We start from the raw sequence: 24,295 nt of genomic DNA, 5'->3' as shown, positions 1-24,295 counted from the left end.
CGGATCCGGAGGAGGAGCACGACGTGGACGACGATGGATGAGGCGGCGCCGACGGTCGAGACGCTGCTCGTCTGGGCCCGTGCGGCGATCGGCCGTTCGTGGGTGGCCGGGATCCCTGCGGTCGGTCGGACGGCGGAGCACCACGTCGGCTGGGACGCATCGCCGGCGCAGGCGCTCCTGTCGCGGACCGGACCGTCGACGGTCACGGTCGCGGAGGTGCTCCGGAACGGCACCCTCGGCCTCGGGGCGGCCGACCGGTCGGCCGACGGCGCTGCCGACGGCGCTGCCGACGGCGCGGGGACGCCGGTCGTCGTCATCGACCGGCGGTGCTTCGCCCTGCGGCCGGACGGCACGGCGGTCGAGGCGGACCCGGCGGACCCGATCCCGTTCGCGGTGGTCTCGACGTTCTCACCGGACCTGGTGGTGCCGGTCCGTGCGGCCGGTTCGCGGGCGGCGCTCCAGGCCCAGGTCGACGCGGCGTTGCCGTCGGAGGACTTCGCGGTCGGCGTCCGGGCCGAGGGCGCGTTCGCCCGGGTGCGTACGCGGGGGACGACAGCGCGCGTCTCCGAGCACCGGTCGGTCACCGGCAGCCTGGTCGGGTTCCGGACACCCGGCCCGGTCGGCGGCGGGGATGACGCCGTGCACCACCTCGCCTTCCTCGACGCGTCGCACCGGCACGGCGGTGCCCTGGTGGACTTCGAGGGGTTCAGCGGGCGGGTCGAACTCGGGCTCTCGACCGAGGTGCGGTTGTCGTTCCCCCGGCTCGGCGCAGGGTTCGCGACCGGTGGGCTCACCCCGCGCGGTGCGCCGTGAACCGTGCAGCGAGCTCGCGGCGCGAGGAGACGCCCCACTTCGTGTAGACGTGCCGGACGTGGCTGACCACGGTGTGCGTCGAGATGAACAGGTCGGACGCGATCTGCTGCGTCGTCAAGCCGGCCGCGACCCGTTCGACGACCTGCGACTCGCGTGCCGTCAGTCCGGTCACGGTCCGGTCCGGCGCGCTCGAGCGGTAGACCACCCCGACCTCGCGGAGCCGACGGCGGACCCGCTCGGCATCGCGGTTCGCCGCAGCGTCGTGGAACAACCGAGCCGACTCCTGCCAGGCCTCGCTCGCCTCGGCGACGGCTGCGGCGCTTGCCGCGGCGTTCGCCGCGCCCGGCGGCCCGGCCCCGGCGGCACCTTCATCGTGCACGAGCCGACCGAGGTCCTCGAGCGCGGCCGCGAGCACGAGTCGCCTGGGGACGCACCGCAGCCGAGCGACCGCCGCCCGGAGGCTGTCGGCCGACCCGGTGACGAGCCCGCGCACGTGCAGCCAGGTTCCCGCACAGAGGTCGTTCTCGGGGTTGGCCTCCGATCGGCGCCGTGCGGTGCGTTCGACCCGCTCGGCGCGGTCGTGCCGGCCGCTGCGCAGGGCGATGCGCGCCAGGTGGACGTCGTCGGCGAAGTCGGCGGGGCTCGACATCGAGGACACCGGAGCGTCCAGCGTGCGCCACGCGGGTTCGGTGAACGCCACCGCGTCGTCGACCGCACCGGCGGACTCGGCCTCCAGCGCGAGCAGCCACGAACCCGCCCGTTCGAAGGTCGGATCGGCGCACAGCGACTCCGCGAAGTGCCGGTACCGTTCCGTCCCGGCGCGGTCGGCCTGCACGAGCGCGATGCGGAACAGGACGGACCCGGCGGTGAGCGCCGCGAACCCGCCGAGCTCCAGGTCCTGGGCGAGGTCGAGCACGGCCTCGGCCAGGGTCCTCGCGCCCTCCAGATCGCCCTGGTCGAACAGCACCCGTGTCCGGAGCATCATCCAGGACGCCGTCGCGCGTGCGAGGTGGTTGCTGCGCGTCTCGATGGCGTTCGCCTCGGCGATGCGGTCGGCACGGTCCGTGTCCCCGAGCGAGTTCGCGAGGAAGGCGGCCCAGAGCCCCTCCGGCAACCAGGTCGTCGACGGTTGCTCGGCGCCCGCCATCCGGCTCATCGCGGCGGTGATGAGTCGACCGGCGTCGGCGAAGCGGCCCTGGTTGAACGCGAGGACCGAGGCACTCGCCTCGAACGTCGCGAGTGCCGTCTGGTCGGAGTCGGGGCCGTCGGGGCTGCCGTCGAGCGCGACCCGGAGCTCCTCGTGGCGTCCGACGTGCGCGAGGTTGAGCGCGCGGACTGCGAGCAGTCGTGACCGCAGGCCGTCGCTGAGGCCCGGGAGCTCCAGCGCCGTCTCGACCGAGCGGAGCGCGTCCGCCGCCGAGCTCTCCGTCTGCAACCGCGCCGTGGTGAGTCGCAGTCGTCCCTCGTCCTCCGGGCCCAGACGACCGTCGAGGCGCGCCGTCAGCGCCCTCGCCTCGGTCACCCGACCGCTGTGCCAGAGCAGCGGGAGGACGTCGAGGACGATGCCCGGCAGGATCGCGGTGTCGCGGGCGATGTCGACGGCGCGGAGGGCGAACGAGCTCGCCTGCACTGCGTCCGTCTCCGCCAGGTCGATCGCGACGGTGCGGAGCAGCTCGGCCGCGTCGACGTCGCCCGGCCTCGCGACGTCGGCGATCCGCGTGGCCACGGACAGCGGCTCGACGCCCTGCCGCAGGAGCTCCTCGGCACCCTGCCGGATGAGGGCGTCGCGGACGGCCAGCGGGATCATCGACTCCGCTGCCTCGCGGAGGACGTCGTGCCGGAACGCGAGCTGCTCGCCACCGTCGACGAGCACGCCGGCATCGATCGCTTCCTGCAGTCCGGGCAGGAGCCGGTGCACGGGCTGGTCCAGGAGCGCGGCCAGCGACCGGACGTCGAACGAGCGCCCGAGGACCGCGCCGACCTGCACGATCTGCTGCGTCGGCTTCGACAGGCGACGGACGGTCTCGCGGACGGAGGCCCCGAAGGTCGCGGGCAGCGTCGGCCCCGGCATCGTCGCCCGGCCGTCGGTGAACTCCACGAGCTCCTCGTCGAGGAGCCCGCGGACCAGCTCGACCACGAGCAGCGGCGTGTTCTCCGTCCGTCGCGCGGCCCGGAGCACGGTGTGGTCGGGGGCCACCCCGAACAGGTCGCCGATCATCGCCGCCGTCGCGTCGTCGCTCAGCGGTTCGAGGTCGACGACCCGACCGGTCGCCGCCAGGTCGTCCACGGTCGACACGACCGAGGGGTCGAGGTCCTCGGCACGCACCGCGAGGACCCAGAGGACGGGCAGGTCCGCGAGGCGACGGGACAACGACCGGAGGACGGCCAACGTCGTGGTGTCGCACCACTGCAGGTCGTCGATGACCACGACGACCCCGCTCGACGCGGCGGCCCGCTCGATGTCGTCCTGCAACTGCTGCAGGAGCCAGTACCGGGACTCCTGGTCGCGCGCGATCGACCCGAACCGGGAGCGGTCGGAGATCGGCTGCGGTCCGGTGCCGAACGCGTCCATGACCGGGGTGAGCGGGATCAGGCGGGCATCGCGGTCGGTGCTCGCCTCGGCCACGCGGAGCCCGGCCGCCGTCGCCCGCGCGACGGTGTCCTCGAGCAGGCGGGTCTTGCCGATGCCGGAGGGTCCCCGGACGATCAGCACCGCGCCGGCGCCGTCGTCGAGCCGGGCCAGTGCCTCGGCGACGACGGCCCGCTCGGCTGCCCTCCCGCGGATCGGCCGGTCGACGTCGGGTGCGACGAGCACCGCGGAGCGGGGTGTGCCCGTCCGCGGGAGGTACTCCTCGTTCGTCAACACGGTGGCCACCAGCTCTCGTCGGGTGGCAGGAGTCTACGAACGGATCGACACCGGCCGACTGGCCCTGTGACTACCCCAGCGGGTGTCACCGGACCCCTGCCGCCCGCGGGGGGAGTGCGTCCCGGGGACGGATCGCGGGTCCTGGACGGTCGGGCGGACCGCATCGACGGTCGCCGGTGCCCAGGGTGTCCCTCGCAGGACCACGGCGTCGGGTTCGAGCCGATTGACGCTTGGGGCGACGACCGCCGCTCGGGATCCTCGACGTATGACGACCGTCCGAGATGGTTCCGCGTTCAAGCCGCTCCCGCTGCTCCACCACGGCGTCGGGTTCTGGATCGTCGCCATCGCCTTCACCGCGGTGATGGCGTACTCGACCGTCCCGACGCCGCTCTACGGGCTGTACGAGGCTGCCGACGGCTTCCCGTCCGTCGTCGTGACCTTCGTGTTCGCGGCGTACGCCGTCGGCGTGGTCGCGGCCCTCTTCTTCGCCGGGCACCTCAGCGACGTGCGCGGTCGTCGGCGGATGATCCTGATCGCCGTCGGGATGGAGGCCGGTTCCGCGGTCGTGTTCGCACTGTGGCCGGAGCTCCCCGGCCTCGTCGTCGCCCGGTTCGTCAACGGTGTCGGCGTCGGGCTCCTGACCGCGACGGCGACCGCGCACATCAGCGAGCTGCGGTCCCGTGCCCGACCGGACGAGGACCCGGCGAACGCCGTGACCGTGTCCGGCGTCGCGAACCTGGGCGGGTTGGGGCTCGGACCGCTCATCGGTGGACTGTTCGCGGAATTCCTGCCCGCACCGCTGCTGCTGCCGCACCTGGTGTTCCTGGTCGTCTTCGTGGCGTCGGCGATCGCGCTCGCCATGGTCCCGGAGACCGCCACCCGGCCGGCCGAGCACCGACCGTACCGACCACAGCGGATCTCGGTCCCGCCGTCGGCCCGTGCGACCTTCGTCGCCGCGGGCGCAGCGGCCTTCTCGGCCTTCGCGGTCTTCGGACTGTTCACGTCGCTCGCGCCCACGTTCCTGGTGGTCTCGCTCCACGAGACCGACCGCTTGGTCGCCGGTGCCGTGTCGTTCTCGGTCTTCGCCGCGGCGTGCGTCGCGCAGGTGCTGTTCCGCAGGACGCCGATCGACCGGCAGCTCCGGACGGTGCTGGTGCTCCTGCCGACGGGGCTCGTCCTGCTGGCCGTCGGTGCGGTCCTCGCGTCCCTGCCCCTGTTCGCGCTCGGGGGAGTCGTCGCCGGCGGCGGCGTCGGACTGCTCTTCCGGTGCGCACTCGCGCGAGCGGGCTCGACGAGCGAACCGTCGACCCGGGGCGAGGTCCTCGCCGCGGTGTTCCTCATCGCCTACGCAGGGTTGTGCGTTCCGGTGCTGCTCGTCGGTGCCGCGCTCGTCGTCGTCCCGCCGGTGACGGTCCTCGTCGTGTTCGCCGCGCTCGTCCTGGTGGCCGTCCTCGTCTCCGCGGTCCGGATGCTCCACCAGGGACGCTGAGCGGGTGGACTACCGGAGAGCGTCCGAACGAGGCGTCTCGAGGCCCAGCAGTGCGTCCCGGAGACCGGCTCGTGTGGTCACGCCCAGCTTCGGGAACAGCCGGTAGAGGTGTCCGCTGACGGTGCGGGGCGACAGGAACAGCTGGTTGGCGATCTGCTTGTTCGTCAGCCCCGCTGCCGCCAGGGACGCCACACGGCGTTCCTGCTCGCTGAGGTCGGTCGACTCGAGCGTCACGGACGGTGCCCCCGCGCCGCCGGCGACCCGCAGCTCACGCTCGGCCCTGGCCTGCCAGTGCCCGGCGCCGAGCACCTCGAACGTGCTCGCGGCGAGGCGGAACTGCGTGCGGGCCTCGAGCGCGTGCATGCTGCGCCGGAGCCACTCGCCGTAGGCCAGGCGCACGCGAGCCACCTCGAACGGCGCGACCTCGCTGTCGACGTCGGCCAGGGCGTCCTCGAACAACACCCGCGCGTCGGCATCGGCGTCGAGGACCGCCCTCGCCGCCTTGAGGACCAGGGACCTGCGCGGTGTCGCCCCGGAGCCGATGGCGCGTTCGGCCGCGGACACGAGCGAGTGCCCGTGGTCGGTCAGCCGGAGCCGGGCCGCGGACTCGACCGCGTCGAGCAACCCGATCGGTCCGTAGCTGTTCTCCAACCACCGACCGGCCGGTGACGGCCGTGTCGTGGACCGCGCGTGGGCCTCCTCGAAGCGACCCATCGCGACGTCGAGGGATGATCGGGCGTGGTCGGCCGCGCGTGCCACGAGTGGTGCGTCGTGCTGCAGGGCCCACCGGGCGGCGCGGTCCGCCTTCGTCGTCGCCTGCTCCGGCTCGCCCTGCAGCGAGTGGATCAGCGCCTGCAGGGCGTCGGTCAGCGCGACGAACGTGTCGGCGCCCCACTCCTCGGCCGACCGACGGACGCCGTCGAGGGCGGCGCTCGCCGTGGTGAACCGGCCGGCCTGGTACGCGGCGACGGCTGCACGGCACGATCCGAAGTACCGGAGGAGGCCGGCGTCCGTACTGCGCGAGAGCACGGCGTCGAGGACCTCGCGGCGCGGGTCCGTCGCGTCGAGGAGCGACCACGCGACGTGCAGCGCCACGGCCTTCCACGGCTGGGCGTCCGCCATCGACACCCGAGCGTCGCGGTAGAGGGCCGCCCGGTCCTCGCCGCCGGGCTCGTCGTCGAGGCAGTCCTCGACGACCCGCAGCACCGGGTCGACGTCGCGGTCGGCGGTGACCGCGAGCGCCTCGTCCCACCAGGACCCGTCCCCGCGCAGGTAGCAGAGCACGTGCAGCGTCGCGACGAGTACGTCGTCCTCGTCGGGCCGGGTCGAGCGGTCCAAGGCGGCGAGCACCGCGCGCCGCCCGGCTCGGACGTCGCCCGTCCGCGCGGCGCGGACGAACTCGAGCGCCCCGACCAGGGCGGGGTGGGCCGGCTCGTCGTCCGCCGCGACCCGCTCGGCCTCGGCGTCGACCAGTGCGAAGTCCCCCGTGAAGGCGGCGATCGTCGCGGCGCGGGCACCGAACCGCGCGCGGTCCGCGTCGGACGAGGTCAGGCGCGCTGCCTGGACGAGCGCGGTGGCCGCGTCGTCCGGCCGGCGCAACCGGAGCGACTCGTCGACCAGTGCGAGGAGTCGCGGGACGAGGCCGTCGTCGTGCGCGGGCGACGCGGACGCCTCGGCGAAGACCCGGAGCCGCTCCGGGACGGCGGCCGACGCCGCGACCAGGGATCGGACTCGTCGGAGTTCGGCGGCGGTGGCGGTCGACAGCAGGTGCAGCCGGACGAACGGGTCGCGGAACCCGAGGCCTGCCCGTCCCTCGACGACCAGACCGCGCAGACGCTCGTCGAGCAGCAGCGCCCCCTGGTCGTCCCACGTGGGGTGGTCCTCGGGGAACTCGACGGACGCCACCGCGATCGCGAGCGCTGTCGATCGAGCACGCTCGGAGAGACCGTCCAACGCCCGGACGGCGTCGCCGGACGCACCGAGCCGCGGGTAGGACGTCGGGAACGGTGTGGCGCGCTCCGCTGCGGACCCGGCTGACCACGCGCGTCCCACCGCGTGCAGCAGGGCGGGGTTGCCGTCGGCCAGCCGCAGCAGCAGCCCGGCGCGCGACGCGGGGAGGTCGACCCGGTCCCGGCGCAGCAGCTCCTCGGCGTCGGCGTCCCCGAGCGGGCGCAGGGGGACGTACTGCAGGTCGACCCAGCCGGGGACGCACTGGCGGTCGTCGACCGCGACGACGCAGACGGTGTCGCTCTCGCGCACGAGTCCGGCGAGCACCGTCCGGAGCACGGACCTGGCGGTGTCGACGAGCGTGTGGAAGTCGTCGACGAGGACGAAGCTCCGCCGGGTCGCCGGCGACCGCGTCGACGCGGGTGCTCCGACGTCCTGGACGAGCGTCAGCCACGGTTCCAGGGAGTTCGACGCGATGACCGGGTCCCCGTCGGACGACCGCAGCTCGACGACGGCGTGGCCGTCCGCGCGTGCTGCGGCGGCGATGCCGGCGAGCGCGTGGGACTTGCCGGAGCCGCGCGGTCCCTCGACGACCACGAAGCGGTCGTTCGTGCTCGACGACGTGTGGACCGCCCGTCGCAGGACGTCGTCGTCGTGCACGGTCCCGTGCACCGGTCGCGCGTTCGAGATGCTGATGCTCATCGTCGTTCCTCGCTCGTCGTCGTTCGGCCGTCCCCACGGTCCGGAGTGGACCGCACCGGCCCGGAGTGGACCGCGTCGGCACTCCGGACGCTAACGGGACGGCGAGGCACGGCACATCACCCCGCGACGCTGTCGGTATCCCCCCGCCGGGGCCCTCGCAGAGCGGGTCATCCGACTCAGGCGGGACGGCGCATCGACCGGAGACCCTGGGCAGATGACCTTCCCCGACGCGCCGAGACCGGCGGAACCGACCAGGGCCGGCCGGTGGGCCGCGGAGACCGCTGGCACGTTCGTCCTCGTGTTCGGGCTCATCGGCACCGCCACCTTCTCGGCGGTCCACGTGTCCGGTGACGCGACCCCCGCGGCGGTCGGGATCCTCGGCATCGCCGCTGCGCTCGGCATCAGCGTCGTCGTCGGGGCGTACGCCTTCGGACCGGTCTCCGGCGGGCACTTCAACCCCGCCGTCTCCGTCGGGCTCGCCGTCGCGGGGCGGATGCGCTGGCGCGAGGTGCCCGGCTACGTCGTCGCGCAGCTCGTCGGCGGGGTGCTGGGGGCGGCGTGCGTCCTCGGGATCGCAGCCGGGGGTCCGCCCGGCACCGTGCGGGACCTCGTGGCGACGGGGTTCGCGTCCAACGGGTTCGGCGACCGTTCGCCGAGCGGCGCGTCGATGGCGTCGGCGGTCCTGGTCGAGGTCGTCGGTACCGCGGTGTTCGTCTTCGTGGTCCTCGGGGTCACCAACGCGCGGGCCCACCCGTCCGTCGCACCGATCCCGATCGGCATCACCCTGACGCTCCTGCTGCTCGTCGCGATCCCGGTCGACAACGCGGGCTTCAACCCGGCACGTTCCCTGGCGACCGCGGTGTTCGCCGGTGGGCCGTGGATCGCGCAGCTGTGGCTGTTCGTCGTCGCCCCGCTGGTCGGCGCCACGGTCGCCGGGGCCACGAACCGCGTCCTGTTCGAGACCGCGGCGCCGGTCGCGGCGCCGCAGCCGGTGCGCCGATGACGGGCGCGTCCGGCAGTCGTGTGCCGATCGACGCGCAGAGCGTCGATGCTCCGCTGTCCCGGTCGGCGGTCTTCCTGACCCTGGCGATCGGCCCCGACGACGACGACCTCGCCGCCGTGCGGGACGTCCTCGGTGACCTCGACGGCCTGCTCAAGACCGTGGGGTTCCGCGACCTCGGCGCGCACCTGTCGTGCGTCGTCGGGTTCGGTGCGACGGCCTGGGACCGCTTCTCGCCGTTCGCACGACCGGCCGAGCTGCACCCGTTCCGGCCGGTGTCCGGTGCCGTCCACCACGCCCCGTCGACCGGCGGCGACCTGCTCTTCCACATCCGTGGAGAGCGCACGGACGTCTGCTTCGAGTTCGAGCGCCTGCTGCTGGCGGCGCTGGGGGAGCACGTGCGGGTCGTCGACGAGGTCGCCGGGTTCCGCTACTTCGACACCCGCGACCTGCTCGGCTTCGTGGACGGCACCGCCAACCCGGTGGCCCAGGACCTCGCGGCCTCCGCGCTGGTCGGGGGAGACGACCCGCAGTGGGCCGGCGGCAGCTACGTCGTCGTCCAGAAGTACCTGCACGACCTCGACGCATGGAACGCCCTCGGGACGGACGAGCAGGAACGGATCATCGGTCGGTCGAAGTCGGACAACGTGGAGCGCGACAGTGCCACCGAGGCCCGGCCGTCGCACAAGACGCTCGCCACGATCGTCGACGACGCGGGGGTCGAGCACGACGTCCTGCGCGACAACATGCCCTTCGGTCGGCCCGGCAGCGGCGAGTACGGCACGTACTTCATCGGGTACAGCGGGCAGCTGTGGGTCCTCGAGCGGATGCTCGACCGGATGTTCATCGGCGATCCGCCGGGGACCCACGACCGGCTCCTCGACTTCTCCCGCGCGGTCACCGGCGCGACGTTCTTCGCACCGTCCCGCGACGTGCTGCTGGGCCTCGCCGACCTGGCGCGGCGCCCATCCGACCCGAGCGCGCCGCCCGAGCCGAGCGCGCCGCCCGAGCCGAGCGCGCCATCCGACCCGAGCGCGCCGCCCGAGCCGAGCCCACCGACCCCGCCAGATGCACCGGACCCCGGTCTCGGCATCGGTTCACTCCGACGCACGGAAGGACCCATCCCATGAACCACCTCCTCCGAGAACTCGCACCGTTCGGCGCCGACGCGTGGGCGATGCTCGACGGCGAGGCCCGCGACCGGTTGGTCCCGGCGCTCTCGGCCCGTCGCATCGTCGACTTCGACGGCCCCCACGGCTGGCAGCGCTCCGCGGTCGACCTCGGCCGGACCGAGACGGTGACCGGCGGGACGCCCGACGGACTCGACGCACGTCGCCGGAAGGTCCTGCCGCTCTGCGAGGTCCGCGCCCCGTTCACCGTGAAGCTCGAGGAGATGGTCGACTTCTCGCGCGGTGCGACCGACGTCGACCTCTCCGACCTCGACCAGGCCGTCCTGCGGCTGGCCGCGCACGAGAACCGGTCGACCCTGCGCGGGTGGCCGGAGGGAGGCATCACCGGCGCCGGCGCGGCCTCCACCCAGCACACGCAGTCGCACGACGGCACACCGGAGTCGTTCCGTGCCGCGGTGACCGCGGCCGTCGCCGCCCTGCGGGACGTCGGCGTCGGCGGGCCGTACGCCCTGGCGTGCAGCCCGGTCGACTGGGCCGACATCGTGGAGACCGACGACGCCGGCGCCTCGCTCCGGCGCCAGCTCGAGGGCATCACCGGTGCGGACGTCGAGCGCACGCCCGGCATCGACGAGTCCCTGCTCGTCAGCCTGCGCGGTGGGGACTTCGCGCTGACCGTCGGCCAGGACCTCGCGCTCGGCTACCGCCACCACGACGGTGTCGACGTCGCCCTCTACGTGGAGGAGTCCTTCACGTTCCGCGTGAACACGCCGGAGGCTGCCGTGGTGCTCCGTCGGGCGCTCTGAGGCGTCACCCCTGCAGCTGTCGCCAGCTGGTGATCTGGAAGTCGTGCACCTCGAAGCACGCGAAGCTCATCAACGCTCGCTCGTCCTCGCCGGGGAACCGGACCCGGAGCGTCTGGTCGAGCAGGACGACGGACCCGCTCGCGACGACCCGGTTCGGGATGATCTCGAAGATCTCGAACGCCTCGAGGATGGCCTGGCACAGACGGAGCACCTCCGCGCGTCCACGGACGCTTCCGCAGGTGCTCGGCTGGTAGACGACGTCCGCGTCCAGGAACGGCACGAGCTGCTCGACCTCGCGCGCCCGGAAGTTCTCCAGGAAGTCTCGGACGACGAGTTCGTTCTCGATCGCGGCGGTCATCTTCGCGACGGCCTGGTCAAGCGGTTCCGACATGGTGCTGCCTTCCGTGATCGGTGAGGATCTGATCTTCCGACGCCGACGTGCTGTCGCGAGTCGGTCGTATGACCGGTTCGGCGATCGGACGGGAGGCCCGTGGCAGGGCCCGCCACGGGCCTCCCGTCCGATCCGGGCCGCCTGCAGGACGCGGTGCGGCGCAGCGGGGCCGGCCACGCGCCGGGACGCGGCGTCACCGACGTGGCGGACGCAGCAGCACGACGGTGGCGACCGCCACGAGCACCAGCGGCAGGAGCGGCGCCACCGGCGGCGCCGCGTGCGCGAGCGCCGTGCCGGCGACGGCACCCGCCACCAACGCGACCACGACGGCGGCCTGCACGAGCCGGGACCCGTGCCGGTGCTCGGCGATCCCCTCCATCAAGCTGGTGAGCGTCCCCGTGACGAACGTCGTCGTGAGGCCGGAGGCGCCGGACAGGCGCTTGGCGAGGACGGTCTGGACGCCGAGGGCCCCGGCCGACAGTGCCACGAGGAGACAGCTCCACGCCAGGTCGACGGTCCCACCGCGCACGCCCGACACGGCTGCCCACACGCCGACCAGGGCGCTCTGGGCGGCGATCGCGGTGGCGGCCAGCACGCCGATCGAGCGGCGTGGGTACCGGATGCCGGTGCGGGGTGGTGGCGACGCCCGGAAGCCCCACCAGGTCGCCGCGGCGAAGACGACCACGGCGGTTGCCGCACCGGCCAGGGTCACGGGCCAGCCGGGTCGCGTGAACATCCCGGCGAGCACCAGGTTGCCGGTCATGTTGGCGGTGAAGATCCCACCGAGCTGCAAGAAGGCGAAGGCGTCGGCAGCTCCCGAGGCGACGGCGAGCAGGACCAGCGCGACGTGCACGCCGTGGTCGGACGGGGGTGCGTGACGTTCGGTGGTCGACGTGCGCGGTGCGGAGGTCATCGCCCCGGGCTCCGTTCAGACCTGGTGCGCGAACGGCAGCGAGCGCCCCAGCCGCACCCCGTACTGCGCGATCGCCCGGGCGACCCCCAGCCGGTCGCTGTCGTACGTCGCGAGCGCGGCGTCCAGCGGCCACCGACGGAGCGCGTCGCTCAGCGCCAGTGCGTCGCCGGCGGCCTTCGCGGCGCCCATCGCGGTGTGGGGCCGCACGACCGCGGCGGCGTCGCCGGTCAGGACGACCCGGTGCGCCGTCATCCTGGGGGCGACGTAGTCGACGATGCCCTGCAGGAACGGCTCCGGTTCGGCGAGGACCGCGTCGGCGAAGGGCGGCGGGAGCTCCGCGACGGCGTCGGCCCGCAACTCGTCGCGCAGGGACTCCGGCAGGTCGCCGGGCGCGAGGGACAGGTCGTCCGCCCGGCGGCCCGAGGCACGCATCACGTGTTCGAGCTGCGGCGGCGTGATCGGCCGGTACCAGACCCAGTTGTAGCGGCGGGAGCCGACGCGGGTCTCGCCGTCCGGCCCCGGCACCAGGTACCCGAGCATGTGCGAACGGGGCCCGTTGGAGAACGCGAACCGATCCAGCAGCACGTCCCCGGCGCCGTCGAGCATCGCCGTCTCCGGCACGAGTCCGCGCCAGGTGCTGTACCCGACGTACCGTGCGGTGGACTGCCCGGGCGCGACGAACCGTCGGACGACCGAGTTCGCGCCGTCCGCGCCGACGACCAGGTCGAACCGACGGACCACGCCGTCCGAGCAGACGAGCTCGGCGTGGTCGTCGTCGGCGTCCACCCGTTCGACGCGGTGGTCGAGCAGGTACTGGTGGTCGTCGAGCCGTTCGCGCAGCGTCACCCACAGGTGGTCCCACGACACCTGCGTCTGCGGGGTCGGGTCGCGTTGCACGACCCGGCCGGATCGGTCGAGGGTGATGCGTTCCCGTGCGACGACCCCGACCTCCGCGGCCCGGTCCAGACCGAGCCGTCGGAGCACGTCGTACAGGTCCTGCTGGGCGACGAGCCCGGCGCCGCGGCGGGCGAGGCCACGTGCCGACCGTTCGAAGACGGTGACGTCGTGGCCGTCCTGCTCGAGCAGGGTCGCGGCGAACAGGCCGCCGAGCGATCCGCCGACGACGGCGACCCGGCGGGGCGTCGGGGACCGGTGCGGTGTCGTCACGGCGCCGGCCTACTCGAGGCGACGCTGCTCGGCCTGCTCGGCCTCTCGTTTCTCCGCTTCGCGGGCCTCCTCGAGCTTCTCGATCGCTTCTTCGCGGGGCTTCTTGTCGGTCATGGTCGTTCCTCTCGGCGTGGTGCGGCACCGTGACGGCGCCGTCGAGGTCTGCGTCGACGGTACGGACGAGCCCAGGCACACCGGTAGCGCCATCCGACTCGACTCGACTCGACTCGGCTCAGCTCCACGGCCGGCCGGCCGGCCGGGCGGCGCCGCTCGCTAGGCTCGACGAACGACACGGTGACGGGAGGCGGACGTGGTCACTCGGGCGACGCTCGTCGGCGACTACCTCCGGGCTCGGCGCGACGCCACCCCGCCGGAGGCCGTCGGCCTCGCCCCGGACCCGAACCGCCGCGTGCCCGGATTGCGTCGCGAGGAGGTCGCCGCGGCCGCCGGCATCAGCGCCGAGTACTACCTGCGACTCGAACAAGGGCGTGACCACCAGCCGTCCACCCAGGTCCTCCTCGCCCTCGCGCGGGCACTCGCACTGGACGACACCGGCCGGATTTACCTGCTCCGGCTGTCCGAACCGGCTCCACCACCGCCGGACCCGCGCACCAGGACCCCGGACGACCCGGAGCTCCGACGGCTCGTCGCCCGTCACGACGCACCGGCCTTCGTCGCGGACGAGGTGATCGGCGTCGTCGCGGCCAACCCGCTGGCGGCGGCGCTCAGCGAGAGCATGCGGCCGGGGGCGAACCGGCTCGTCCAGATGTTCACCGCGATGGACCGGACGATCTACCCGGAGTGGTCCCGACGGGCCCGCGAGATGGTGGCGGTCTTCCGGATGCGCGCCGACCCCGCCGACCCCCGCCTGGTCGACATCGTGGGACGGCTCTCGGTCCGCGACCCCGACTTCGCCGCGGCCTGGGCGTCGCACGAGACCCGGGTGTTCACGACCGGTCCGGCGTACGAGGTGATCCCGCCGTTCGGGCTGCTCGAGTTCGAGTGCGAGGACCTCGGCATCCCGGGGCGGCAGGGCCTGACCCTGACGACCCTCTACGCGGAGCCGGGGTCGCGTGCGGCCGCGGTCATCGCGTACGTGCGCGAGCACCTGGCGCACGACGGGCACCCGCCGCACGACGAATACCCGCTGTTCAGCCCGTCACCGAACGCCGCGCGTCCCCGGTCGGCGCTCGGCGACCTCGAGCACCACGACGATCCCAGCGACGAGCACCGCGGTGGCGACGAGTGAGACGTCCGGCACCGTGATCGTCGCGAGGACCGCGACGGCCAGCACGACGACGGTCGCGTTCCACCCGGCGGACAGCGACGGACGGAGTGCGAGCGCCCAGATCGCGAGCACGAACAGCGCGACCGGGACGGCCACGGTCGCCGCGACCGTGGCGTGCGACAGCTCGGCCTCGCCGGCGTCCGCGCTGACCGCGACCTCGATCCCGGCCGGCAGCGCCCCGGCGGCGGCGAACACGAAGTAGTGGCCGTAGCCGAACACGAGGGCGCTCGGCAGGTTCCGGATGTGGTCGTGCTGCTCGCGCGAGAAGTAGATCCACCACAGTCCGGCGACGATGACGAGCCCGGCGGCCGCCAGCACGAGCAGCGACGCGAGGTGGTCTGCCTCGGCGATGCCGTCGATGACCGCGTTCGCCGAGGCGACGAGTCCTTCGCCGAGCACGATGAGGGTGAACAGCGCGTACCGCTCGGCGATGTGGTGCGTGTGCCACGGCGTCGTCTCGCCCGTGCCCTCGGCGATCGGCGGGACGAGCACCTCGAGCAGGACGAGGACGGGGAACGCCCACGCCGTCGATCCCTCCGGCAGCGCGAGCATGCCGACCCAGAGCACCTGCACGACGACGATGCCCACGGCGTACCGGAGTGCGGTGCGGCGGTACCGCGGGGACGACACGGCGACGCGGAGCCACTGCGCCACCATCGCCAGGCGCATCACCACGTAGCCGATCACCGGGACCGTGAAGTCGCCCTCGGTCATGGCGGCGTGCACCCCGGCGGCGAGCACGAGCACGCCGGCCATCTGCACGAACGTCGTGACGCGGTACAGCCAGTCGTCGGTGTCGAACGACGTCGCGAACCAGCTGAAGTTCAGCCACGCCCACCAGATGGCGAAGAACACCATCGCGTAGGCCACCACCGCGGAGCTGACGTGCCCCTCGGCCTCGATCTCGTGCAGGTTGGTGGCGGCGAACCCGACCGCGACGACGAACACCAGGTCGAACAGCAGTTCCAGGGGGCTCGCGGCGCGGTGGCCCTCGGCGGGGTCGCGGGGCGCCATCCGGCGCAGTCCGATCGTCGTCACCCGGTATGCCTACAGGACGAACGGCCCCGGGCGGAACCCGGGGCCGTCCAGCGACGATCAGGTGCAGTCGACGCTCAGTAGAAGTTGTTCGCCTGCGAGTGCGCCCACGCCGAGCACGGGGTGCCGTACGCGGCGCTGATGTACTGCAGGCCCCACTTGATCTGGGTCGTGGCGTTGGTCCGCCAGTCCGAGCCGATGGTCGCCATCTTCGAACCGGGCAGTGCCTGCGGGATGCCGGTCGCCCCGCCGTTGGCGTTGACGGCCTGGTAGTCCCAGCCGGACTCCTTGGTCCACAGGTTGTCGAGGCACTGGAACTGGTCGGTACCCCAGCCGTACTCGGAGGACGCCAGCGAGGTGGCCGTCGCCTTGGCGCCGGCGACGGTGTTGCCAGCCGCGAGGGCGCGGGCGGCTTCGGCGGCGGCTGCTGCGCGCCGCTGCTCGGCGGCGGCCTTCGCGGCTGCTGCTGCCTTCGCGTCCACGTCCCGCTTGTCCTGCGTCGCGCTGGCCTGGGCGACGTGCGCGGTCGACTCGACGGTCGACGAGATGCGCGTCGTGAGCGCGGCGCCGGACAGCTCCGGGTAGTCGCTCAGTGCATCGACGTGCTGCTCGAGCGACGCCGTGTCGGTCTTGTCGTTCGCGGTGGCCAGCACGGTCTTCGCGGTCGAGATGGTCGCCGCCGCCTGGGCACGGTCGAGGGCAGTGCCGTGCAGGGCCGGCTGGGCCGTCGCGGACGCGCTCGCGGTGCCGGTCGGCATGCCGAGGGCTTCGCCGATGGCGGGCTGCGTGCCGATCGTGAGGGCGCCGCCGGCGACGGCGAGCACCGCGGCGCCGCCGACGACGACGAGGGTCGCACGGTGGCGGAGTGCCCGGTGGTGCAGGGCTCGGCGCACGCGCCGGCTGGGGGAGTTCAAGGCCTCACGTCGGGTCGAGGCGGTGGTGGTGGGGAGGTCGGTGGTGCGTCCTGGCATCGGTTCCGGTGGTCGGGCGGTTCGTGGTGCGGGACTCCGGGCACCCGGACGCGTCGGTGGCGGTCTGGGGGCGTGACGCTCGTCGGGACGAGCGTCGGCGGGGGAGTCCGGCGAACCGGGGAGGACCGGACGGTGGTGTGGGGCCCGTCCGTCCGCCGCGACCGGCCCTGGGGAGGCCGTCGTCGGGCGAAGCCGACACGATGACCCGCCCGACTGGGTGACGCGTCCAGGATCGCTGGCAGAACCGTCCGTCCACCCGTTGGTAACGGTTCGGTAACGGCCCGTTCGGGCCTAGGAGGTGTGAGGTTCCTGAACCCGGTCGCCCTGGGCGACGCGTTCGAGGGCGTCGAGGGCCCCGGCGATCGCCGCGACGTCGGACTCGCCGAGCTCCGCGATGAGCTCGGCGACGATGCCGGTGCGGTCGGACCGCGCACGTTCGACCGCCTCGATGCCCTCGGCGGTGGCCGAGACCATGAAGGCGCGGCCGTCTCGGGGATCGGCTTCGCGCTCGATGAACCCGCGCTGCTCGAGCTCGGTCAGGATGCGGGTCATCGTGGGCTTCGTGACCACCTCGATCCGCGACAGGTCGCCCGGGCGCAGGGGTCCTTCGCGCTGGATGGTGGCGAGTGCGGACACGATCCCGTACCCGAGCGAGGCCGAGTCCGTCCGTGCTCGCCGGTTGATCCGTCCGACCGCCGCGGCCAGACGCGCGGCGACCTCGGTACGGTCCGTCGATCGAGGACTCATGTGCTGCTCCGGGTGGGCGATCGGGTGGTCGCCAGCGATGTTATCGGCTCGCCGGACGCCCAGTCTGGGAGCGTCGTGCGCGTCGGTCACGGGCCAGGACAGGGTGTCCGGGAGGCCCGGGGAACGTCCTCCGCCCGCCTCGCGCCGGCGAGACGGGCGGCTTCCTGTACGTCGGTACAGTCGGACTCAGCGCTTCTCGCCCGGCAGCTGGTGGATCGCCTCGGTCGCGAGCTCGGCGGCGACGTTGTCGCCGGACTCGGTCGCGGCGCGCAGCCGGCGGAAGTCCTCGGTCATGCGGTCCCAGTCGACGAGCTCGTCGAGGTTCGGCAGGCGCAGGCGGAAGGCCAGGCCGTCCATGGTGTCGCGGCACACACGCTGCAGGTTCTCGTTCCCGCACTCGGCGACGTAGAGCGCGAACACGTCGAGCGCGTCGTGGTTGACGGCCGGCACGTCGTGCGACTCGAGCTCGGCGATCGTCTTGTCGAGCTGCGCCAGGATCTTCTTGCGCGCACCGGCGCCGAGACGCGGCACCGCGAGGCGGACGACACCGCCGAACAGCACCCCGAGGGTCTGCATCGCCTCGATGACCTCGGCGGGGTCCGGCGTCGTGACGCGCGTGTACCGGTTCGGCGCCATCTCGATCAGACCGGCGCGGGAGAGCTGGCTCAGCGCCTCGCGGATCGGGGTGCGGGAGACACCGAGCCAGGCGATCAGTTCGTCGTCGTTGAGCCGCTCACCGGGGACGAGGGTGCCGTCCATGATCGCGTCGTGGATCTTGTGGCGGACGGTGTCGCGGAGCAGCTGGTGCTCGGTCGGGGCGCTGCGGGGGACCGGCATGCGTTCTCCTTCGATCGGGGCGCGGTCGGTGCACGCGCACCGATCACCGTACCTGATATGAGACCGGCGTTCCGCTCGGTTCAGCGCGTGTCCCCGGGTGGTCGGCCGCCGGCGTCCAGCAGGCCGACGGTGACCGGGTCCTCCTCGCCGTCGAACCAGCGGTCGAGCACTGCTGCGAAGGGCTCGGCACCGGTGGCCGCCCGGCCGAACAGCGTCATCGAGGACCGGAGCTTCAGGGCGTCCGTCCCGCCCAGGAGCGCCGCTGCCGAGGGCGCCGGCGCGTCCGTGACGACGGTGGCGGCGGTCCGCAGCCGTTCGCCGAGCACCGGGTGCGCCAGGTACGCACGCGCTTCGGCGAGTCCACGCACGCCGAAGTGCTCCGCGGTGGCGCTCCGCCCGAGGCCGGCGAGCTGGGGGAAGACGAACCACATCCAGTGGGAGGTCTTCCGCCCGCGCCGCAGTTCGGCGAGGGCGTCGTCGAGCACGCCGTCCTGCGCTCGCAGGAAGCGGTCGAGGTCGTACCGGGTGGGGTCGCCGGTCGTGTGGTCGCTCACCGGACGACCCCGCCCCAGGCGTACCGCACCGTGGTGCCGTCGACGACGAGCAGGGAGTCCGGTGCCCGGTCGAACAGCCCCGGCATGCCGACGGCGTCCGGCAGGTCGCCTTCGAGTCGGTCGAGGCGCGCCGACCGGACCGTCAGCGGTGGGTGCTGTCGCTGCCAGAACAGCGTCTGCGCCAGGTACCGGGCGTGGATCCCGGCCCGGGTGGTGAGCTCGGCGGCGAGCGGCGTGTCGACGACGTCGCCGGCGGTGACCCGGATCGAGGCCGCGTGCCGGGGCCTGGTCGTGCCCGATGGCCGTTCCTGCCGCAGCGACCGTGCCCAGCGCACCGGGTGCAGGGCACGTGCCGGGTGCCGGACCGACCGGTGCGCGACGACCTCGCCACGGCGGCGGGACCGGGCGTGCGCGAAGGTGTACGGCACCCCGAGCAGCGCGTGTGCGGCGACGATCGCCGGCACGTTCGCGGTGTCCACGGTGCGGTAGGCGACACCGCGACGGCCCTGGTCGTCCACGGTCAGGACCTCGACGGTGACCTCGGTCATGCGGCCGAGGCGGCCGGCGGAGGGGAACGGCGGCACCCGGGTCTCACGGAAGACGTACGCCGTCAGGCCGACCCAGGCGCTGCCGTCGACCACGTCGGGACGCGTTCCCCGTGGGACGAGTCGCGTCAGGGCGTCGGGGTCGTGCCGCCAGTGTGCGAAGACGATGTCGTCCCACGCGTGCTGGGTCACCGGGCGGTGCAGCAGCGGCACGGCCGCACGCGTCCAGGACGGCTGGCTCACCGCTTCGGCGCGTGCCGGCCGACGCGCACGGCCCACAGGACGAGCGGGGCCTGCAGCGGGAGCCGCAGCACCGAGACGAGCCGCATCACCCGGGTCGACCGCGGGCTGTCGAGCAGGTCGTTCGCCATCTTCACGTTGGCCGGGAACACGGCCGCGAACAGGGCGGCCGCGGCCCACCCCGAGGCCCGACGTGTCGCCGGGAACGCGAGCCCCGCCGCGATCCCGAGCTCGGCCACGCCCGACACGACCGTCGTCAGCCGGGGCGGCAGGGCGTCCGGCACGATCCGGTCGTAGTGCCGCGGCCGTGCGAAGTGGGTGACGCCGGCTCCGCCGAGGAGCACGGCGAGGAGGCCGGCGGTCCGGGTGGCACGTCTGATCCGCTCACGTCGTCGCATCGCCCCATCGTGCTCGCCGGTCCTCGGAATCAGGTCAGTGCGGTCGCGACGAGGTCGAGGACCGCCGCCGCCACCTCGGCCTTCGTGCCCGAGGTCTCGCGGACGACCTCGCCGCCCGGCACCAGGACCTCGATGGCGTTCTCCTCACGCTCGAACCCGGCCGACCAGCCGACGTGGTTGACGACGAGCAGGTCGGCGGGCTTGCGGGCGATCTTCGCCCGTCCGAGCTCGATGCGGGCGGCGCGGTCGGGCTCGGTCTCGGCGGCGAACCCGACGATGACCTGCCCGGTGCGCCGCGCGGCCACCAGGTCGGCGAGGACGTCGGGGTTGCGCACGAGTTCGAGCGTCATCCGCTCGCCCTGTGCGTCCTTCTTCAGCTTCTCGGCGAGCACCTCGGCCGGCCGGTAGTCGGCGACGGCTGCGGTCATCACGACGACGTCTGCCTCGGCCGCCGCAGCGTGCACGGCCTCGGCGAGTTCGAGCGCGGACCCCACCGGCACGACGGTCGCGTCGATCCCTGCGGTCAGGCCGGCCTCGACGTTCGCGGCGACGACGGTGACGACGGCGCCGCGGGCTGCGGCGTCGGCGGCGATCGCCAGGCCCTGGCGACCGCTGGACCGGTTGCCGACGAAGCGCACCGGGTCGAACGGTTCGCGGGTGCCGCCCGCGCTGACGACCACCCGGACGCCGGACAGGTCGCCCTGTTCACCGCGTGCCCGGGCGCCGGACGTCGGCACCCGGTCGCTGCCGGTGCGTCGACCCGCCGCGTCCGGTCCGTCCAGCACGGCGAGCGCTGCCGTGACGATGTCCTCGGGTTCCGCCATCCGGCCGATGCCCGCGTCGTCGCCCGTCAGTGCGCCCACCACCGGTCCGACCAGGTGCACGCCGCGCTCCCGCAGGACGGCGACGTTGGCCCGGGTCGCGGGGTGCTCCCACATCTGCGGGTGCATCGCCGGTGCGACGACGACGGGCGCGTCGGTGGCGAGCAGCGTCGTGCCGAGCAGGTCGCTCGCCAGGCCGTTCGCCATCCGCGCCAGGGAGTCCGCGGTCGCCGGGGCCACCACGACCAGGTCCGCGCGACGGCCGAGGGCGACGTGGCGGACCTCGGAGACGTCGTCCCAGACACTCGTGGTGACGGGGTTGCGGCTGAGCGCCTCGAGCGTCGGCAGTCCGACGAAGCGCAGCGCCCCCTCGGTCGGGACCACGTGCACCTCGTGCCCGCGCTTGACGAGGTCGCGGACGACGCCGACGGCCTTGTAGGCGGCGATGCCCCCGGTGATCCCCACGATGACGGTCAGGGCGCGCTCTGCTGCTGCGTTCACCTGGCTCACGCTACCGGGGGCACGTGCGAGGATCGACGGCATGTGCACCGTCGTCGTCCGCGTCGACCCCGGGTCCGTGTGGCCCGTCACCGTGCTCGCCCTGCGGGACGAGTCGCCCGAGCGGCCCTGGGACCCGCCGGCGGCGTGGTGGCCGGACCGCGACCCCGGGGTCCGCGGTGTCCGCGACCGTGCTGCCGGCGGTGCGTGGCTGGCGGCCTCGGACCGCGCCGGACTCGCGGTCGTGCTGAACCGCGGTGAGCCGGTGCCGACCGCCGACGGGACGTGGACGACCCGGGGCGTGGTGCCGGTCGACGCCGTCGCCGACGGCCTGTTGCCCGGACACGACGGCACGCTGCCGACCACCCGCGCGTTCAACCTGGTGCGGGCGACCGCCGACGGCGCAGCGGTCCTGACCTGGGACGGCACGCGGGTCCGCACGACCGAGCTCGGCCCCGGTGTGCACATGGTGACGCACGGAGAACCGGACGACCCGTCGTCGCCGCGCATCGGCCGCTGGCTGGAGGCCTTCCGCGCGGTCGACGCCCCGGTCGGTCCGCCGGTGCTCGGGCCGTTCGACGAACTCCGCTCGGTGGACGCCGGCGACGACGCCGGGGACGGGTGGGGCGGGTGGTTCGGCGTCCTGGCCGAGTCCGCTGCGCTGCCGAGCGACCACCCCGACGCGATCCTCCGCGACGCCCACGAGGCCGAGGGGCACATGACCACGCTGTCGATCGTCGCCGCGGCGATCGGCGCGGAGCGCACGGTCCTCCAGCACGCCCGCCTGACCGAACCCGGTCGGCTGGACGGGTCCGTGGAGCTGCACCGCGCCTGACGTGGGCGCTGCGCCGGACGCGCCACGGGCCTCCCGGCCACGCCCGCGCACCGTGCGAGCTTCCGTACTCAGTGTGAGCCGCGGTCCGTCGCACCGAGTACGGAACCGCGCACCAGACCGCAGCGCGCGCACCGTGCGAGCCACGCCCCGCGCTCAGAGCGGCGGACGCGTCCCGGTGAGGTCCTCGGCGACGGCCCAGAGCGAGCGGGCGAGGTCTGCGCTCCGCGCCGAGCCGGGGATCGAGACGGCGGTCGTCGGTCCGGTCAGGCCGAAGGGGCCGGCCGGGCCGTAGTACGCGCCGCCGACCGCGTTGGGGCCGACCGCGGCGTAGAGCAGCGGCTCCGTGCCCTGCTCGACCGCCTGCGTGAAGGGGAGCGCACGGTTGCTCGACCGCACCGGCTTCGCACGGCCGAGTGAGCGGCCGGCCGACTGCAGGTTGGTGCGCGTGTAGCCGGGGTGCGCCGCCGTGCTGACCAGGGTGCGGTCCGCCTCGACGGTCAGTCGGTGCAGGTGCAGCGCGAGGAGCAGGTCGGCGAGCTTCGACTGGCCGTAGGCGCGCCAGCCGTTGTAGCCGCGTTCCCACTGCAGGTCGCCGAAGCGGATCCGACCGGGGATCGCGGCGAGGCTCGACATCGTCGTGACCCGCGGTGCCTCGGCGCGGAGCAGCGACGGCAGCAGCAGGTTCGTCAGCGCGAACGGGCCGAGGAAGTTCGTGCCGAACTGGAGCTCGAAGCCGTCGACCGTCTCGAACCGCTGCGGTGGCGCCATGACGCCGGCGTTGTTGACCAGGACGTCGATCGGTCGGTCCTCGTCGACGATGCCCGCGGCGAAGCGGCGCACGCTCGCCAGGTCCGCCAGGTCGAGTTCGCGCACCTCGACGTCGGCCTGCGGGTGGGCGGCGCGGATCTCGGCCGCGGCGGCGTCGCCCTTCTCCGTGCTGCGGACCGCGACCACGACACTGGCGCCGGCGGCGGCGAGGCGGGTCGCGGCTTCCTTCCCGGTGCCGCTGTTGGAGCCGGTGACGACGATCCTGCGTCCGGTCTGGTCAGGGAGCTTCGGCATGCGGGCGACCGTACACGCGGGCGCTGGCCGTGCCAGCCTGGCCGCGCTGGCCGTGGCGGCTGGCCGGACCGCCCCGGCCGTGATAGGTTGATGCAAACGCATGGAAATGCGATCAGGAGGAACCATGAGCAACGCATTCGGCACCGACCGCCCCTCGGACGTGCCGCCGCCCGCACCCGAGCGGATCGGCCCCGTGCAGCTCGGCATCGACACCTTCGGCGACGTCACCGAACTCGCCGACGGCACGCTGCAGTCCGACGCGCAGAGCATCCGCGACGTCGTCGACCAGGCCGTCCTCGCCGACCAGGTCGGCATCGACTTCATCGGCGTCGGCGAGCACCACCGCGCCGACTTCGTGGTGAGCGCGCCCGAGGTCGTCCTCGCCGCGATCGCCGCACGCACCGAGCGCATCCGGATCGGCTCGGCCGTGACCGTGCTGTCCTCCGACGACCCGGTCCGCGTGTACGAGCGGTTCGCCACCGTCGACGCGATCTCGAACGGTCGTGCCGAGGTCATCCTCGGCCGTGGCTCGTTCACCGAGTCGTTCCCGCTGTTCGGCTACGAGCTGAGCGACTACGAGGTCCTGTTCGAGGAGAAGCTGCAGCTCTGGGCGGCCCTGCGCGGCGGCGACGCCGTCACGTGGTCCGGCACGAAGCGCGCCGGCCTGGTCGACCAGGAGGTCTTCCCGAAGCTCGAGCACGGCGCCATCCCCACCTGGATCGGCGTCGGCGGTTCACCGCAGTCGGTCATCCGCGCGGCGTCGTACGGCCTGCCGCTGTTCCTCGCCATCATCGGCGGGCAGCCGGCGCAGTTCGCCCCGTTCTCACGGCTGTACCGGCAGGCGCTCACGCAGCTCGACCTGCCGCAGCAGCCCATCGCGATGCACTCGCCGGGCTTCATCGCCGCGACCGACGAGGAAGCCGCCGAGCGCTACTGGCCGTACCACAAGGCCGTCACCGACCAGCTCGGCCGGGAGCGCGGCTGGCCGCCCCTCGACGTCGCGGGCTACCGTGCCGGCCTGTCCGCCGGGGGCTCGCTCTACGTCGGGTCGCCCGAGACGGTGGCGCGGAAGGTCGCCCGGAACATGCGGATCCTCGGCGCCTCGCGCTTCGACATGCGGTACGCGACCGGTCGTCTGCCGCACGAGGACATGCTGCGGTCCATCGAGCTCTACGGCACCCAGGTCGCGCCCCGCGTGCGCGAGCTGCTCGCCGAGCCCGTCCCCGTCCCGTAGGCGCTGGAC

At 73.7% G+C, this 24,295-nt stretch carries 22 protein-coding genes; 8 read left to right on the top strand and 14 right to left on the bottom strand.

Translation table 11 applies throughout. The features are described from left to right. Positions 1-33 precede the first annotated feature (33 nt). Positions 34-813 carry an acetolactate decarboxylase gene (locus ACXKZB_RS14170; protein WP_488823536.1) on the top strand — a complete coding sequence of 260 codons (780 nt, stop codon included), beginning with the start codon at positions 34-36 and terminating at the stop codon, positions 811-813. On the opposite strand, the gene ACXKZB_RS14165 is transcribed toward ACXKZB_RS14170, so the two are convergent. Next, a complete protein-coding gene (locus ACXKZB_RS14165) occupies positions 791-3,688 on the bottom strand; it encodes a helix-turn-helix transcriptional regulator (protein ID WP_488823535.1) in 2,898 nt (965 codons plus the stop codon). The two genes, ACXKZB_RS14170 and ACXKZB_RS14165, sit on opposite strands and share 23 nt — an antisense overlap. A 256-nt stretch (positions 3,689-3,944) precedes the next feature. Between ACXKZB_RS14165 and ACXKZB_RS14160 the strand changes: the two genes are divergently transcribed. Continuing rightward, positions 3,945-5,168 carry an MFS transporter gene (locus ACXKZB_RS14160; protein ID WP_488823534.1) on the top strand — a complete coding sequence of 408 codons (1,224 nt, stop codon included), beginning with the start codon at positions 3,945-3,947 and terminating at the stop codon, positions 5,166-5,168. 9 nt (positions 5,169-5,177) lie between these two features. On the opposite strand, the gene ACXKZB_RS14155 is transcribed toward ACXKZB_RS14160, so the two are convergent. Then, positions 5,178-7,817: a helix-turn-helix transcriptional regulator gene (locus ACXKZB_RS14155; RefSeq protein ID WP_488823533.1), complete on the bottom strand. Its 2,640-nt coding sequence runs from the start codon at positions 7,815-7,817 to the stop codon at positions 5,178-5,180. Positions 7,818-8,031: 214 nt separating this feature from the next. Between ACXKZB_RS14155 and ACXKZB_RS14150 the strand changes: the two genes are divergently transcribed. From ACXKZB_RS14150 to ACXKZB_RS14140, 3 genes are read left to right on the top strand one after another with little or no spacing between them, the layout of a single operon-like run. Further along, entirely contained in the window at positions 8,032-8,820 is a 789-nt protein-coding gene (locus ACXKZB_RS14150) for an aquaporin (RefSeq protein ID WP_488823532.1), read from the top strand. After that, on the top strand, positions 8,817-9,947 hold the full coding sequence (locus ACXKZB_RS14145; protein WP_488823531.1) for a Dyp-type peroxidase: 1,131 nt from the start codon (positions 8,817-8,819) through the stop codon (positions 9,945-9,947). The genes ACXKZB_RS14150 and ACXKZB_RS14145 overlap by 4 nt, the downstream gene beginning before the upstream one ends. Continuing rightward, positions 9,944-10,750, top strand: coding sequence for a family 1 encapsulin nanocompartment shell protein (locus ACXKZB_RS14140; RefSeq protein WP_488823530.1), 807 nt, complete (start codon positions 9,944-9,946; stop codon positions 10,748-10,750). Before ACXKZB_RS14145 ends, ACXKZB_RS14140 begins: the two co-directional genes overlap by 4 nt. Positions 10,751-10,754: 4 nt before the next feature. On the opposite strand, the gene ACXKZB_RS14135 is transcribed toward ACXKZB_RS14140, so the two are convergent. From ACXKZB_RS14135 to ACXKZB_RS14125, 3 genes are all read right to left on the bottom strand, one after another. Continuing rightward, positions 10,755-11,141, bottom strand: coding sequence for a nuclear transport factor 2 family protein (locus ACXKZB_RS14135; protein ID WP_488823529.1), 387 nt, complete (start codon positions 11,139-11,141; stop codon positions 10,755-10,757). A gap of 193 nt (positions 11,142-11,334) precedes the next feature. Continuing rightward, positions 11,335-12,054 (bottom strand): DUF1275 family protein, encoded by a 720-nt coding sequence (locus tag ACXKZB_RS14130; protein ID WP_488823528.1) that lies wholly within the window; start codon positions 12,052-12,054, stop codon positions 11,335-11,337. A gap of 15 nt (positions 12,055-12,069) precedes the next feature. Beyond that, positions 12,070-13,221 carry an FAD binding domain-containing protein gene (locus tag ACXKZB_RS14125; RefSeq protein WP_488823527.1) on the bottom strand — a complete coding sequence of 384 codons (1,152 nt, stop codon included), beginning with the start codon at positions 13,219-13,221 and terminating at the stop codon, positions 12,070-12,072. Positions 13,222-13,531: 310 nt separating this feature from the next. Between ACXKZB_RS14125 and ACXKZB_RS14120 the strand changes: the two genes are divergently transcribed. Continuing rightward, a complete protein-coding gene (locus ACXKZB_RS14120) occupies positions 13,532-14,470 on the top strand; it encodes a helix-turn-helix domain-containing protein (protein ID WP_488823526.1) in 939 nt (312 codons plus the stop codon). Here ACXKZB_RS14120 and ACXKZB_RS14115 read toward each other — a convergent pair. The 8 genes from ACXKZB_RS14115 to ACXKZB_RS14080 form a co-directional block, all read right to left on the bottom strand. Further along, positions 14,381-15,547, bottom strand: a complete 1,167-nt coding sequence (locus ACXKZB_RS14115) for a low temperature requirement protein A (protein WP_488823525.1) — start codon at positions 15,545-15,547, stop codon at positions 14,381-14,383. The genes ACXKZB_RS14120 and ACXKZB_RS14115 overlap by 90 nt on opposite strands. Positions 15,548-15,621: 74 nt before the next feature. Continuing rightward, on the bottom strand, positions 15,622-16,515 hold the full coding sequence (locus tag ACXKZB_RS14110) for an aggregation-promoting factor C-terminal-like domain-containing protein (RefSeq protein ID WP_488823524.1): 894 nt from the start codon (positions 16,513-16,515) through the stop codon (positions 15,622-15,624). A gap of 291 nt (positions 16,516-16,806) precedes the next feature. Further along, positions 16,807-17,262 carry a MarR family winged helix-turn-helix transcriptional regulator gene (locus ACXKZB_RS14105; RefSeq protein ID WP_488823523.1) on the bottom strand — a complete coding sequence of 152 codons (456 nt, stop codon included), beginning with the start codon at positions 17,260-17,262 and terminating at the stop codon, positions 16,807-16,809. 186 nt (positions 17,263-17,448) lie between these two features. Continuing rightward, positions 17,449-18,099, bottom strand: coding sequence for a GntR family transcriptional regulator (locus ACXKZB_RS14100; RefSeq protein ID WP_123313926.1), 651 nt, complete (start codon positions 18,097-18,099; stop codon positions 17,449-17,451). An 80-nt stretch (positions 18,100-18,179) separates the two neighbouring features. Continuing rightward, positions 18,180-18,653 (bottom strand): DUF1810 domain-containing protein, encoded by a 474-nt coding sequence (locus ACXKZB_RS14095; protein WP_488823522.1) that lies wholly within the window; start codon positions 18,651-18,653, stop codon positions 18,180-18,182. Then, positions 18,650-19,441 carry a YqjF family protein gene (locus ACXKZB_RS14090; RefSeq protein ID WP_222658223.1) on the bottom strand — a complete coding sequence of 264 codons (792 nt, stop codon included), beginning with the start codon at positions 19,439-19,441 and terminating at the stop codon, positions 18,650-18,652. The genes ACXKZB_RS14095 and ACXKZB_RS14090 overlap by 4 nt, the downstream gene beginning before the upstream one ends. Beyond that, complete coding sequence (locus ACXKZB_RS14085) at positions 19,438-19,836, bottom strand: DoxX family protein (RefSeq protein WP_488823521.1); 399 nt, start codon at positions 19,834-19,836, stop codon at positions 19,438-19,440. Before ACXKZB_RS14085 ends, ACXKZB_RS14090 begins: the two co-directional genes overlap by 4 nt. 29 nt (positions 19,837-19,865) lie before the next feature. Beyond that, positions 19,866-21,134, bottom strand: a complete 1,269-nt coding sequence (locus ACXKZB_RS14080; protein ID WP_488825908.1) for a bifunctional phosphopantothenoylcysteine decarboxylase/phosphopantothenate synthase — start codon at positions 21,132-21,134, stop codon at positions 19,866-19,868. Between the two features lie 64 nt (positions 21,135-21,198). Here ACXKZB_RS14080 and ACXKZB_RS14075 point away from each other — a divergent pair, with 64 nt between their 5' ends. Further along, positions 21,199-21,990 (top strand): NRDE family protein, encoded by a 792-nt coding sequence (locus tag ACXKZB_RS14075; protein ID WP_488823520.1) that lies wholly within the window; start codon positions 21,199-21,201, stop codon positions 21,988-21,990. A gap of 153 nt (positions 21,991-22,143) precedes the next feature. Here ACXKZB_RS14075 and ACXKZB_RS14070 read toward each other — a convergent pair whose 3' ends face one another. Next, positions 22,144-23,052: an SDR family oxidoreductase gene (locus ACXKZB_RS14070; RefSeq protein ID WP_123313921.1), complete on the bottom strand. Its 909-nt coding sequence runs from the start codon at positions 23,050-23,052 to the stop codon at positions 22,144-22,146. A 124-nt stretch (positions 23,053-23,176) separates the two neighbouring features. Between ACXKZB_RS14070 and ACXKZB_RS14065 the strand changes: the two genes are divergently transcribed. Beyond that, entirely contained in the window at positions 23,177-24,286 is a 1,110-nt protein-coding gene (locus tag ACXKZB_RS14065; RefSeq protein WP_488823519.1) for an LLM class flavin-dependent oxidoreductase, read from the top strand. The last annotated feature ends 9 nt before the right edge of the window (positions 24,287-24,295 follow it).

Source organism: Curtobacterium sp. ABR8 (genome assembly GCF_057812125.1).
The sequence above is the reverse complement of the archived record's forward strand: the minus strand, read 5'-3'. Positions and strand labels throughout refer to the sequence as shown.